Genomic DNA, 12,752 nt, shown 5'->3' with positions numbered 1-12,752 from the left:
ACGGTATTCAGTGAAGGCCAGCCTACGCCAGGGAGCGGGAAGCCCCCCCGGTCACAGATCAAACAACCAGCAGACGACCGCTGGCCACCAGGCGCGCGTAGCCGGCGATGCTCACTCGGTCGCCTTCCAGGCGGCACCAAAGCTCGCCGCCCCGCTCGGAGCACTGGAATGCGCGCATCTGCAGCTTGTTCAGGCGACCCGACCAGTAGGGAATCAGGCTGCAGTGGGCAGCGCCGGTCACCGGATCTTCATTGAGACCAATGGCCGGGGCGAAGAAGCGCGAAACAAAGTCATAGTCATCACTGCGCGCGGTGACGATCACGCCCAGGTAAGGCAGGCGCGCCAGAGCGGCGAAGTCGGGCTTGCACTCACGCACGGCCTGCTCGGACTCCAGCAACGCCAATAGATGCGAGGCGTTGCTCAGGGCATCCACCACATCCACGCCCAGTGCGCTGGCCAGCTCCACGGTGGTGCCGGTTTCGCTCGGCGGCTGCGCCGGGAAGTTCAGCGCCAACCGACCATCCTCACGGGTAACGCGCAGCGGTCCGGACAGGGAATTCAGCTCCAGCACCTCGCCCGGCTCATCGAACACCTCGAACAGCACATGGGCGCTGGCCAGGGTCGCGTGGCCGCACAGCGGCACTTCGGCGGTCGGGGTGAACCAGCGGATACGCCAGCCTTCGGATTCGCGCACCAGGAAAGCGGTCTCCGACAAGTTGTGCTCGGCGGCGATCTTCTGCATCAGTTCGTCGCTCAGCCAGCCGTCGAGGCGGTAGACCATGGCCGGGTTGCCGGCGAAGGGACGGTCGGTGAAGGCGTCCACCTGATGGAAGTCGAGCAGCATGGCGATCTCCTTGTAAGTGATGGCCGAGCATGACAGAAGCCGACGGGCGGCGAACCGTACAGAATGGACCGAACAGTCTTCGCTTTCGACCGGTCAGCTACGCCCGATGGGCGCAAACTTTGCCGAAGTCAGCCCGGCCAGCGTCTCGGCGCTCAGCTCCACTTCCAGCCCACGGCGCCCGGCGCTGACGTGGATAGTCGGGAAGCCCTGGGCGGATTCATCGATGAAGGTACGCAGGCGCTTCTTCTGCCCCAACGGGCTGATGCCGCCGACCAGGTAACCGGTGGCGCGCTGCGCCGCAGTGGGGTCGGCCATGTCGGCCTTCTTCACGCCTGCCGCATGAGCCAGCGCCTTGAGGTCCAGCGTGCCTGCCACCGGCACCACCGCCACCAGCAACTCGCCCTTCTCGCTCGCTGCCAGCAGAGTCTTGAATACGCGCGCCGGGTCGAGGTTGAGCTTCTCGGCGGCCTCCAGGCCGTAGGACGGCGCCTTGGGGTCGTGCTCGTAGCTCAGCACATGGTGTTCGGCGCGGTTCTTCTTCAGCAGGTCGATAGCGGGGGTCATGATCGGCGGGCTTCTCGCAAGCGGCTTTCCAGCGCATAACAGTATGCCAAGGCGTGCTGCACTGCACGGTGTTCGCTTCACCGACACGGACGAATCCCGTATGGTCTGCGCCATTCACCTTCCGGCCCGCGTGGCCGGGACTGCCGAACGGAATCCGCACAAGGCCGCCCGCATGACCGACCTGAAGAACAAGAAATACATCGTCGCCCTCGATCAGGGCACCACCAGCTCGCGCGCCATCATCTTCGACCACGACGCCAACGTGGTCAGCACGGCCCAGCGCGAGTTCGCGCAAATCTACCCGCAGCCGGGCTGGGTCGAACATGACCCGATGGAAATCTGGGCAACCCAGAGCTCGACCCTCGTCGAGGCGCTGGCCCAGGCCAATATCAGCGTCGCCGAAGTGGCTGCCATCGGCATTACCAACCAGCGCGAAACCACCCTGGTATGGGACAAGGCCACCGGCCGACCGATTCACAACGCCATCGTCTGGCAGTGCCGGCGCAGCGCGGCTATCTGCGAGCAGCTCAAGCGCGACGGCCTGGAACAGCACATCCGCGACACCACCGGGCTGGTCATCGATCCGTACTTCTCCGGCACCAAGCTGAAGTGGATCCTCGATAACGTCGAAGGTGCCCGCGAACGCGCCCAGCGCGGCGAGCTGCTGTTCGGCACGGTCGACACCTGGCTGATCTGGAAGCTTACCGAGGGCGAGGTACACGTCACCGACTACACCAACGCCTCGCGTACCCTGATGTTCGATATCCACAAGTGCGACTGGGACGAGCGCCTGCTCACCGCGCTGGATGTGCCGCGCGCCATGCTGCCGCAGGTACGCGGGTCTTCCGAAATCTATGGCCACGCGAAGGTCGGCGGTCTCGGCGTGCACCGTACGCCCATCGCCGGGATCGCCGGCGACCAGCAGGCCGCGCTGTTCGGCCAGATGTGCGTGGAGCCGGGCCAGGCGAAGAACACCTATGGCACCGGCTGCTTCCTGCTGATGAACACCGGCGCCAAGGCGGTGAAGTCCACCCACGGCCTGCTCACCACCATCGCCTGCGGCCCGCGCGGCGAAGTGGCCTATGCGCTGGAAGGCGCGGTGTTCAATGGCGGCTCCACCGTACAGTGGCTGCGCGATGAGTTGAAGGTGATCAACGACGCCCACGACTCCGAGTACTTCGCCACCAAGGTGAAGGACAGCAACGGCGTCTACCTGGTCCCCGCCTTCACCGGCCTCGGCGCGCCCTACTGGGACCCGTATGCCCGCGGCGCACTGTTCGGCCTGACCCGTGGGGTGAAGGCCGATCACCTGATCCGCGCCACCCTGGAATCCATCGCCTACCAGACCCGCGACGTGCTCGACGCCATGCAGCAGGATGCCGGCGAGCCACTGCGCGCCCTGCGCGTGGACGGCGGCGCGGTGGCCAACAACTTCCTCATGCAGTTCCAGGCAGACATCCTTGGCACTGCGGTGGAGCGCCCGCAGATGCGCGAGACCACTGCCCTCGGCGCGGCCGTGCTGGCGGGGCTGGCCTGCGGTTTCTGGGGCGGCCTGGACGAGCTGAAGAACAAAGCGGTGATCGAGCGGGTGTTCCAGCCGGCCTGTGACGAGGCCGAGCGCGCGCGCTTGTACAAGGGCTGGAAGAAGGCCGTGGAGCGCACTCGCGACTGGGCCGCCGACGACTGACGCGACAGGTTCTTTGTAGGAGCGAGCTTGCTCGCGAACCGCCTGATGCCAAGGTGCCAAGCGGGGTTCGCGAGCGAGCTCGCTCCTACAAGTTCATGACATACCCTGCCCACTCCGGCATCCTTGCCCCTTCGGCCCGTCCTCACGAGCACAGCGAATGAACCTGCCCCCCCGCCAGCAAAGCATCCTCGACCTGGTCCGTGAACGCGGCTACCTGAGCATCGAGGAGCTCGCCCAGCAGTTCGCCGTGACCCCGCAGACCATCCGCCGCGACATCAACCAGCTCGCCGAACAGAACCTGCTGCGCCGCTACCACGGCGGGGCAGCCTGGGATTCGAGCATCGAGAACACCGCCTACAACACCCGCGCCGACCAGATGCGCGATGAGAAGCAGCGCATCGCCGAGGCCATCGCCGCGCACATCCCGGACAACGCCTCGCTGTTCATCAACATCGGCACCACCACCGAAGCCATCGCCCGCGCCCTGCTCGGCCACCAGAACCTCAAGGTCATCACCAACAACCTGCACGTTGCCAGCATCCTCGCCGGCAAGGACGACTTCGAAGTGCTGATCGCCGGTGGCACCGTGCGCGGCGACGGCGGCGTAGTCGGGCAGGCGGCGGTGGACTTCATCGAGCAGTTCCGCGTCGATTTCGCCGTGGTGGGTATCAGCGGCATCGACGAGGACGGCAGCCTGCTGGACTTCGACTATCAGGAAGTGCGTGTCTCCCGCGCCATCATCGACAACGCGCGGCAGGTGTTCCTTGCCGCCGACTCCAGCAAGTTCGGGCGCAACGCCATGGTGCGCCTGGGGCCGATCTCCCTGGTCAGCCGGGTGTTCACCGACAGCCCGCCGCCCGCCGCCGTGGCGCGCCTGCTGCACCAGCACAAGGTCCAGCTCGACCTGGTCTGAGCCCCTCGCCCATTCATTTTCGAACATTCAGACGAATGCCTGCGCGAATTCGCGCCGAAGGCTGGTCATATTCCGTTCACTGAACTAGGATATTTTCGAAAACGAACATCAAAAGATTCACTTTCAATCCCCAAGGCGGTCTCCATGCACCCAACCAGCAAGCGCCACGCGCCCCTGGCCGAAGTCTATGACCTGGCCGTCGTCGGTGGCGGCATCAATGGTGCTGGGATCGCGGCGGATGCCGCCGGGCGCGGGCTGTCGGTGTTCCTTTGCGAACAGCACGACCTCGCCAGCCACACCTCCTCCGCCAGCAGCAAACTGATCCACGGCGGCCTGCGCTACCTCGAGCATTACGAATTCCGCCTGGTCCGCGAAGCCCTCGCCGAACGCGAGGTGCTGCTGGCCAAGGCCCCGCACATCGTCCATCCACTGCGCTTCGTGCTGCCGCACCGCCCGCACCTGCGCCCGGCCTGGATGATCCGCGCCGGCCTGTTCCTCTACGATCACCTGGGCAAACGCGAAAAACTGCCGGCCTCCCGTGGCCTGCGCTTCGGTATCGACAGCCCGCTGAAGACCGAGATCACCCGTGGTTTCGAGTATTCCGACTGCTCCGTGGACGACGCCCGCCTGGTAGTGCTCAACGCCATGGCCGCCCGCGAGAACGGCGCCCATATTCACCCGCGCACCCGTTGCGTCAGCGCCCGGCGTAGCAAGGGCCTGTGGCACCTGCACCTGGAACGCCACGACGGCAGCCTCTACTCGATCCGCGCCCGCGCGCTGGTGAACGCCGCCGGTCCCTGGGTCGACCGTTTCCTGCGTGAGGAGCTGCGGCAGAAACCGCCCTACGGCATCCGCCTGATCCAGGGCAGCCACCTGATCGTGCCGCGCCTGTACGACGGCGAGCACGCTTACATCCTGCAGAACGAGGATCGGCGCATCGTCTTCGCCATTCCGTATCTGCGCCAGTTCACCCTGATCGGCACCACCGACCGCGAATATAAGGGCGATCCGGCGCAGATCAGCATCAGCGAAGAAGAGACTGACTACCTGCTCAATGTGGTCAACGCCCACTTCAAGCGTCAGTTGAGCCGCCAGGACATCCTGCGCAGCTTCTCCGGCGTGCGCCCGCTGTGCGACGACGAGTCCGACGACCCATCCGCCGTCACCCGCGACTACACCCTGGCGCTGGACAACACCCCTGGCGAGGCGCCGCTGCTTTCGGTGTTCGGCGGCAAGTTGACGACCTACCGCAAGCTCGCCGAAGCCGCACTGGATCAACTGGCGCGGCACTTTGCCGGCGTGATGAAAGCGAGCTGGACCGCCAACGCCCCGCTGCCCGGCGGCGAAGCCATGACCACCGTGGAAGACCTGGCCATCCAGCTCATGGAACGCCTGCGCCAGCTCGACCCCGCCCTCGCCCGGCGCTGGGCCAGCACCTACGGCAGCCGCATCTGGAAACTGCTGGACGGTGCACACAACCTCAGCGAACTGGGCGAACACCTGGGCGCCGGCCTCTATACGCGGGAAGTGGAATACCTGGTGCGCGAGGAATGGGCGCGCGACGCCGACGACATTCTCTGGCGCCGCACCAAGCTCGGCCTGTTCCTCAACGCCCGGCAGCGGGAGCGCCTGGAGCAGTTCCTGCGCAGCGAAAGCCCGCTGGAACCGAGTACACAGGTCGCCTGAACGTCGAATTGGAGTGGGCAGCCAGTCTCGCGGATAATCCACCGAGTAATCCCCCCGACGCCAACGCCCCGGTGGCGTCGCCAGCTAGAGAACGACGTGGACCTGATCCTCAAGGCAACCATCGGCGCCGGCGTGGTGCTGATCCTCGCCGCGCTGTCGAAGACGCGCAATTACTACATCGCCGGCCTGGTGCCGCTGTTCCCCACCTTCGCCCTGATCGCCCACTACATCGTCGGCAAGAGCCGTTCGCTGGACGACTTGAAGACCACCATCCTGTTCGGTATGTGGTCGATCATTCCCTACTTCGTCTACCTCGCCGCGCTCTACCTGATGGTGGACCGCATGCGCCTGGAACTGTCGCTGGCGATGGCCGCGCTGGCCTGGCTGGTGGCAGCTTCGCTGCTGGTATTCATCTGGGTGCGCCTGCACTGAGTCAGCCGCGCGCCGCCAGCTGAACCTCCAGCTCGGCAATGCGCGCCTGCAGGCGCTCGCGCTCGGCGCGTTCGGCGCGGATGTCCTCGAAGACGCTGATCAGGTGATCAGGCAGGCCGTCCTGGCGATGGCGCTGCAGCGAGGTGCGCACCCGCACCCAGACGTACTCGCCGTCGCGGCGGCGCAGGCGCTTCTCCACCACGTAGCGGTCAAAGTGCCCGGCCAGCAGTTGACGCAGCAGTTCGAGGTTGGTCGCCAGGTCGTCGGGATGGGTGATCGCCTGGAAGGTCATGGCGTAGAGCTCTTCGGCGCGGTATCCCAGCAGTTCGCAGAGGCTGCCGTTGACGCGCTGCCAGCTGCCGTCCAGGCCGATGTAGGCCAGCGCGCCCCAGGTCAGCTCGAAGATGGCGCGGAAGCGCTCCTCGCTGTTGCGCAGCTGCTCCTCGGTGGCCATGCGCTCGGTGTTGTCCATGCTGATGCCCACCATTTTCAGCGGTCGGCCAACGGCGTCGTTGACCACCGTGGCGCGCGAGGCGATCCAGCGCAGGCTGCCGTCGGGCTGGACGATGCGGAAGTCGCACTCGCAGCCTTTGCCCTCGGCCGCGGCGCGATCGTACATCGCCTGCACCGCTGTCACGTCCTCGGCCGGCAGGTGACTCCAGAACTCGTGATTCGAGCTGACGTGCCAGCCGTAGACTGCCTCGACGTTGGGTGAGTAGGTCACCTCGTCGCTGATCAGGTTCCATTCCCAGGTGACGATCCGCGCGCCCTCCTGGGCCAGTTTCATGCGCGTCTCGCTCTCCATGATCTCGGCGGTGTAGCGCCGGCGCAGGTCGGTCATCGGCAGCTCGACGGGTTCGGCGTCCTGCACGCTGCGCAGGGCTTCCTCACCGTAACGCAGCCACAGCCAGTTGACCTTGAGGAAGTCCGCCAGCTTGCGCAGATTGTCGTAGTCGATCTCGCCGCCCTTGGTCCACTTGTGCACCGCCGTGCGCGAGATCCCCAGCGCCGTGCCCACTGTCTGCAGCGTCAGCTTGTGGAGTTCGAGCAGTTCCTTGAGACGGAAGGCGAAGCTGTTTTCCATCATCGGTGGCGCGGTCCCTGGAGGTGATCAAGGGCCGCAGTATACACAGCTGTAAACCGATGGATGACAGCACTGGACCTGTAGGAGCGAGCTTGCTCGCGAACAAACCCGACTACGCAGTGGGTTCGCGAGCAAGCTCGCTCCTACATCAAGGCCAGGAAGTTACAGGTCGATCACCAGCCGCTCCCCGCGGGCGCGGGAGACGCAGAGCATCAGGGTTTGCTGCGACGCTTTTTCCTCGTCGGAGAGGTACTGGTCGAAATGCTCGACCTCACCTTCAAGGATGCGCGTCTCGCAGGTGCCGCAGACACCTTCGCGGCACAGGCAATCCACCTGGGCGGCCTTCACGTTCTCGATGGCCTGGATGATGGTCATGCCCTCCTCTACACGCAGTTCGCGACCGGAACGGCCCAGTACCAGGGTAAAGGCGCCGCCGCTGGCGGGAGCGGCGGCGAACTGTTCGAAATGCACACGGGCGTCGGCAATGCCGGCTTTCTTCGCACCCTCGATCACCGCATCGATGAGCGGTTTCGGCCCGCAGACATAGACGTGATCATTCGCCGCCAGCGACCCGAGCAACACGGAGAGATCGAGCCGGCGCTCTTCGCTGTCCACGTAGAAACGCACATTGGCGGCATGCGGGCTGCCCGCCAGCTCGCTCCGGAACGCACCATGCTCCGGGCTGCGGAAGGCATAGTGCAGTTCGTACGGAACGGTGCCACCTTCCAGCTCATGCAACTGGGAAAGAAACGGCGTGATGCCAATGCCGCCAGCGATCAGTACGTGGCGCCCGGCCGTGGGGTCGAGCTCGAACAGGTTGTTCGGGGTGGAGATGGTCAGCTCGCTGCCGACTTCCACCTGCTGGTGCATGAAGGCCGAGCCGCCCTTGGACTGTTCTTCCAGGCGCACGCCGATCTGGTAGTGGCCAAGGTCGCGCGGATCGCTCATCAGCGAGTAGGCATTGCTCAGGCCGCCGGCCATCTTCACGATCACATGGCTGCCGCCGGTGAAGGCCGGCATTGGCTGGCCATCGGTGCGCGCCAGGGTGAAGCGCTTGATCTGCGGGGTCGCCTGCTCCACGGCAGTCACGCGCACGCTGAACATCTCGTAGGAATTGGCCATGGTTCACCTCAACTGCAATCTCGCGGGGGCTTTCGCCACCCGCCTCCGCCGCCCCCTCAGGCACGGCAGCTCTGTTCTTATGGGTTGCCGCCCCGAGACAGCGCGGGGCGGGCTTTACGCAAGGTCCGGCCCGCGGGCCGGGAAGCCTCAGTCCAGGTGCGACACTGCGATCAGGTTGTGGAAGTGGGCAATGCCGTGCTCGCTGATGCCGGTGCGCTGCTTGTCCACCATGATCCGCCCCTGGCCGCGGTAGCCGCGGGATTTGAGGCCCTTCTGCACGCTCTCCACCAGGCGCAGGTCTTCGGGGCGGAACACGTCGCGGTACCAGTCGATGAGCTTCTGCTGCTCTTCGGTGATGTCCTTGTTGAGGAAGTAGATGTCGTAGTGCTGCAGGGTGGTCTCGGCGTCGACCGGGAACTCGTAGATCACGGTCATGAAGTTGGCGCCCGGCGGCACGTTGAACATGGTGCAGGGCCAGGCCCAGAAGCCGGCGAAGGACGGGTCGGTCACCGACTCGTCGACCTTGAAGGACTGCTCCGAGGACTTGGCGATGCCGTACTGCAGCGTCCAGTTGCCGTGCAGGGTGTGGCCGTACTGGCCGACGTCCACCGAGTCGGCGAAGCTGGGGTGCGCCGGGCCGCAGTGGTAGCACTCCATGTAGTTGTCGACGATGGATTTCCAGTTGGCCGGGGTCCTGCTGACGAAACGCGCGGCCAGGTGCAGGTCATCGATCACCGCGCAGGCGTCGCGCATGCGTGCCTGCAGGCCGGGCAACTGGTCTTCGACGCTGCCGGAGTTCGGGTCCATGTTGACGAAGATGAAGCCGGCGTACTCCTCGACCTTGAGCTGCACCAGGCTGAAGTCGCCCTTGTCGAAGGCTTCGACCTGGTCGCAGTTACGCACGTGGGTCAGCTCGCCATCGAGCTTGAAGGTCCAGGCGTGGTACGGACAGGCGATGACGTTCTTGGCAATGCCGCCGGTGCCCTCCAGCAATTGGTGGCCGCGGTGTGGGCAGACGTTGTAGAAGGCGCGCAGCACGTCGTCGCGGCCACGGACAACGATGATGCTCTCGCCGATCACCTCGCGGACGATGTAGGCATTCTTCTCGGCCACTTCACTGCGGTGACCCAGGCAGATCCAGCTGTGGGCGAAGATCTTTTCCTTCTCGTGCTGGAACACGGCGTCACTGGTGTAGAAGTTCGCCGGAATGGTGAAGGCGCGCTCATGGTCACGGCAGAAGTCGGCGGGCAGGCGTTCGAAGTCGGTCATCAGATATCTCCAGGCTTTCATCGACTCGCGCAACGCGCGGTCTTTACTTGTTAGTTAACTGCAACCCGATGGTTAACAGCGCAGGCAAAAAAAAGCCTGCCGGTGGCACCGCCCTCGGGCTGGCGGCGCCACGCAGGATTCATTGGGCGAGCGCCACCTTGTCGGCGACGGACTCGTCCTGCGGAGCCGGTGCCAGCGGAGGCTGTCCCTCCAGCGCCATGGCGGCGGCTTCCTCTTCGATGCGATAGGCCGGCATCGAGCCGTAGTCGTGGAGCATCCACTTGAAGAAGCCATAGACCTTCACCAGCAGGATCAAGGTGAAGGGAATCGCGGTCAGCACCACGGCGGTCTTCATGGTCGACAGCGAGGCCTTGGCAAACAGCATGGCCAGCGGCACCAGGGTCAGGGTGATGGCCCAGAACAGCCGGTGTGTCGGAGTCGGATCGTCGCCTTCCTGCAGGTTGCGAGTGCTGGTGGCAGCCACGGCATAGGCAGCGGCGTCCATGTGCGAGGCGCAGAATACAGCCATGATGAACAGGTACACGGCGAGGAACAGCTTGCCCCACGGCAGCCCCAGCAGCAGCGCTTCCACGGCGCTTTCGCCGCCCTGCTCGCTGAGGATCTTCGGCACGTCGATGGCGCCGGTGATGAACTGGTGCATGCTGTAGCTCTCCAGCGCACCGAAGAAGAACCAGCAACCGAAGCTGCCGCCCAGCAGCAGGGCGAACACCACTTCACGGATCTGCCGGCCGCGGGAAACACGGGTCACGAACATCGCCACGCCGGGCGCGTAGGACACCCACCAGAGCCAGTAGAACACCGTCCAGTTGCGGGTGAACGCGCCATCGCCAGCCGGGTCGGTGAACAGGCTCATGTGCACGTAGTTCTGGATCATCAGGCCCAAACCATTGGCGGTGTTGTTGATGGTGAACTGGGTCGGGCCGACCAGCAGCACCACTGCGGCGAACACCAGCGCGCCGTAGCAGACGATCTTGCTCAGCTTCTGCAGGCCGCCATCGATGCCGATGTAGGAGCTCAGGGAGAACAGTACGGCGATCACGCCGATCACCATGACCTGAACGAAGAAGGTGTCCGGTGTCCCCACCAACCCGGACAGGCCGCGGGTCAGGGTCGAGGCGGTAAGCGCGAGGGACACGGTGAGCGCGCCCATCATGGTCAGCAGGAAGATCAGGTCGACCACACGCCCCACCGGGCCGGTGGCCTTGAAGCCGGTGACGGCCTCGACGATGGAGGCCAGGTTCAGGCCGCTCTTCTTGCGCACGTGGAAGTGGTAGGCCATGGCCAGCGAGGCCAGCGCGTAGATCGACCAGGCGCTGATGCCCCAATGGAAGAAGGAGTAGCCGACGCTGTACTCCAGCGCTTCACGGGACTGCGGCGCGATGTTCAGGCCTGGCGTCTGGTAGTAGTACGCCCACTCCATCACGCCCCAGTAGAGCGTGGAAGACCCCATGCCGGCGCAGATGAACATGAACACCCAGGTAGCCGTTGAGTATTCCGGCTTGCCGCTGCCGAAGCGGATGTGGCCGTACTTGCTGCAGGCGATGTAGAGCACGGCCAGGGAGCTGCCGAAGATCAGCAGCTGCACGGCTGTGCCGAAGGTACGGGTGGCAATTTCGAACAGTTGGTTCGCGGCTTGCTCGGCCTGGGTCGGAAACGCAGCCAGCCCGATCACGGTCAGCAGCACTGCGACCAGGCTCATGGAAATCAGGAAAACATCGACCTTCTTCTTGTTGCGGGACATCAAGGGGGACATCAGGCGTCTCCTGGGACGTTTTTTGTTGTTGTTTCGCATCCGACGCAGGCAGCGGATGAAGGATCAGCGAGCCGTTTGACTCTCTTTTAATTAACCATCAGTTAACAAATATCCATTGGTTAACAGTCTGCGATGAATCGACGCAGGGCGCAAGAGCTCTCCATCGCCTCGTGCTCTCCCCCTTGATGCCCGCAGCCATACAGCCACGGGCATTTCATGCGTGATCGCCACAGAGTCAGGATTTATCTGCTAACGATCTCGGCAATTGCCGCCCCCACCGCCTGGGTCGACAACTGCCCCCCCATGTCACGAGTGACCGCCCCCTGGGCGATGACCTGCTCGATGGCCGCCAGAATCTCGTCATGGGCGGCGCGGTAGCGCGCATCACCCTGACCGACGAAGTCGAGCATCAGAGCGCCGGACCAGATCATGGCGATAGGGTTGGCGATGTTCTGGCCGAAGATGTCCGGCGCCGAGCCATGCACCGGTTCGAACAGCGAAGGGAATTTGCGTTCGGGGTTGAGGTTGGCCGAGGGGGCGATACCGATGGTGCCCGCGCAGGCCGGGCCGAGGTCGGAGAGGATGTCGCCAAACAGGTTGGAGGCCACCACCACATCGAAGCGTTCCGGCTGGAGAACGAAGCGGGCGCAGAGGATATCGATGTGCTGCTTGTCCCAAGTGATATCCGGATAGTTGGCGGCCATGGCGGCGGTGCGCTCGTCCCAGTACGGCATGCTCACCGCCATGCCGTTGGACTTGGTGGCAGACGTCAGGCGCTTGCGCTCACGGGTCTGCGCCAGGTCGAACGCGTACTTCAGAATGCGATCGACGCCGCGGCGGGTGAACACCGATTCCTGCAGGACGAACTCGTTCTCGGTACCCTCGAACATGCGGCCGCCCAGGGACGAATACTCGCCCTCGGTGTTCTCGCGAATCACCACGAAATCGATGTCGCCGGGCTTCTTCCCGGCCAACGGGCAGGGCACGCCGGGGAACAGGCGCACCGGGCGAATGTTCACGTACTGGTCGAAGTCGCGGCGGAACTTGAGCAGCGAGCCCCAGAGGGAAATGTGGTCCGGCACCTTGTCCGGCCAACCGACCGCGCCAAAGAACAGCGCGTCGAAGCCCTTGAGTTGCTCGAACCAGTCGTCCGGCATCATCTTGCCGTGCTCCAGGTAATAGTCGCAGCTGGCCCATTCGAAATGCTCGAACTCCAGCGCCAGGCCATGTTTGCGCGCGGCCGCCTGGACGACGCGCAAACCTTCGGGGAGGACTTCCTGGCCGATACCGTCTCCGGCAATGGCGGCGATTCTGTAGGTCTTGCTCATGGGGCACCTCGCAGGTCAGAAGAAAGAAGCAGCGCGGGCCATGCTATAA

Annotated in this window: 11 protein-coding genes; 4 read left to right on the top strand and 7 right to left on the bottom strand. The window is 64.6% G+C overall.

Translation table 11 applies throughout. From position 1 onward, the window contains the following. Positions 1-58: 58 nt before the first annotated feature. Both ACNFH5_RS17195 and ybaK read right to left on the bottom strand, forming a co-directional pair. The gene (locus ACNFH5_RS17195) at positions 59-844 is read right to left on the bottom strand and encodes a PhzF family phenazine biosynthesis protein (protein WP_416747933.1); all 786 of its coding nucleotides are present in this window, start codon (positions 842-844) and stop codon (positions 59-61) included. 93 nt (positions 845-937) lie between these two features. Beyond that, positions 938-1,408, bottom strand: coding sequence for a Cys-tRNA(Pro) deacylase (ybaK, locus tag ACNFH5_RS17190; protein WP_416747931.1), 471 nt, complete (start codon positions 1,406-1,408; stop codon positions 938-940). A 172-nt stretch (positions 1,409-1,580) separates the two neighbouring features. On the opposite strand from ybaK, the gene glpK reads away from it, so the two are divergent. The 4 genes from glpK to ACNFH5_RS17170 all read left to right on the top strand — a co-directional run bounded on the left by glpK (position 1,581) and on the right by ACNFH5_RS17170 (position 6,126). Next, positions 1,581-3,095, top strand: coding sequence for a glycerol kinase GlpK (gene glpK / locus ACNFH5_RS17185; protein WP_416748092.1), 1,515 nt, complete (start codon positions 1,581-1,583; stop codon positions 3,093-3,095). Positions 3,096-3,252: 157 nt separating this feature from the next. Then, positions 3,253-4,008: a DeoR/GlpR family transcriptional regulator gene (locus ACNFH5_RS17180; RefSeq protein ID WP_416747929.1), complete on the top strand. Its 756-nt coding sequence runs from the start codon at positions 3,253-3,255 to the stop codon at positions 4,006-4,008. 144 nt (positions 4,009-4,152) lie between these two features. Beyond that, entirely contained in the window at positions 4,153-5,694 is a 1,542-nt protein-coding gene (glpD, locus tag ACNFH5_RS17175) for a glycerol-3-phosphate dehydrogenase (RefSeq protein ID WP_416747927.1), read from the top strand. Between the two features lie 105 nt (positions 5,695-5,799). Then, positions 5,800-6,126, top strand: coding sequence for a GlpM family protein (locus tag ACNFH5_RS17170; RefSeq protein ID WP_416748090.1), 327 nt, complete (start codon positions 5,800-5,802; stop codon positions 6,124-6,126). Between the two features lies 1 nt (position 6,127). Here ACNFH5_RS17170 and ACNFH5_RS17165 read toward each other — a convergent pair whose 3' ends face one another. The 5 genes from ACNFH5_RS17165 to ACNFH5_RS17145 form a co-directional block, all read right to left on the bottom strand. Next, positions 6,128-7,213, bottom strand: a complete 1,086-nt coding sequence (locus ACNFH5_RS17165) for a PAS domain-containing protein (RefSeq protein ID WP_416747925.1) — start codon at positions 7,211-7,213, stop codon at positions 6,128-6,130. A 159-nt stretch (positions 7,214-7,372) separates the two neighbouring features. Then, positions 7,373-8,332 carry a PDR/VanB family oxidoreductase gene (locus ACNFH5_RS17160; protein ID WP_416747923.1) on the bottom strand — a complete coding sequence of 320 codons (960 nt, stop codon included), beginning with the start codon at positions 8,330-8,332 and terminating at the stop codon, positions 7,373-7,375. 147 nt (positions 8,333-8,479) lie between these two features. Then, entirely contained in the window at positions 8,480-9,601 is a 1,122-nt protein-coding gene (locus ACNFH5_RS17155) for an aromatic ring-hydroxylating oxygenase subunit alpha (protein ID WP_416747921.1), read from the bottom strand. 139 nt (positions 9,602-9,740) lie between these two features. Further along, entirely contained in the window at positions 9,741-11,375 is a 1,635-nt protein-coding gene (locus ACNFH5_RS17150) for a BCCT family transporter (RefSeq protein ID WP_416747919.1), read from the bottom strand. A gap of 242 nt (positions 11,376-11,617) precedes the next feature. Continuing rightward, positions 11,618-12,703 (bottom strand): tartrate dehydrogenase, encoded by a 1,086-nt coding sequence (locus tag ACNFH5_RS17145; protein WP_416747917.1) that lies wholly within the window; start codon positions 12,701-12,703, stop codon positions 11,618-11,620. Positions 12,704-12,752: the final 49 nt, after the last annotated feature.

It is taken from the genome of Pseudomonas sp. NY15435, from assembly GCF_048068295.1.
In the GTDB taxonomy this organism is placed as follows: domain Bacteria; phylum Pseudomonadota; class Gammaproteobacteria; order Pseudomonadales; family Pseudomonadaceae; genus Pseudomonas.
This window is presented reverse-complemented; position numbering and strand designations above follow the sequence as displayed.

Excerpts from the sequence above, each read along its gene's own strand:
- ACNFH5_RS17165 (WP_416747925.1), bottom strand. The coding sequence starts at position 7,213 with ATGATGGAAAACAGCTTCGCCTTCCGTCTCAAGGAACTGCTCGAACTC.
- ACNFH5_RS17160 (WP_416747923.1), bottom strand. The coding sequence starts at position 8,332 with ATGGCCAATTCCTACGAGATGTTCAGCGTGCGCGTGACTGCCGTGGAG.
- ACNFH5_RS17195 (WP_416747933.1), bottom strand. The coding sequence starts at position 844 with ATGCTGCTCGACTTCCATCAGGTGGACGCCTTCACCGACCGTCCCTTC.
- ACNFH5_RS17150 (WP_416747919.1), bottom strand. The coding sequence starts at position 11,375 with ATGTCCCCCTTGATGTCCCGCAACAAGAAGAAGGTCGATGTTTTCCTG.
- ybaK (WP_416747931.1), bottom strand. The coding sequence starts at position 1,408 with ATGACCCCCGCTATCGACCTGCTGAAGAAGAACCGCGCCGAACACCAT.
- glpK (WP_416748092.1), top strand. The coding sequence starts at position 1,581 with ATGACCGACCTGAAGAACAAGAAATACATCGTCGCCCTCGATCAGGGC.
- glpD (WP_416747927.1), top strand. The coding sequence starts at position 4,153 with ATGCACCCAACCAGCAAGCGCCACGCGCCCCTGGCCGAAGTCTATGAC.
- ACNFH5_RS17155 (WP_416747921.1), bottom strand. The coding sequence starts at position 9,601 with ATGACCGACTTCGAACGCCTGCCCGCCGACTTCTGCCGTGACCATGAG.
- ACNFH5_RS17145 (WP_416747917.1), bottom strand. The coding sequence starts at position 12,703 with ATGAGCAAGACCTACAGAATCGCCGCCATTGCCGGAGACGGTATCGGC.
- ACNFH5_RS17180 (WP_416747929.1), top strand. The coding sequence starts at position 3,253 with ATGAACCTGCCCCCCCGCCAGCAAAGCATCCTCGACCTGGTCCGTGAA.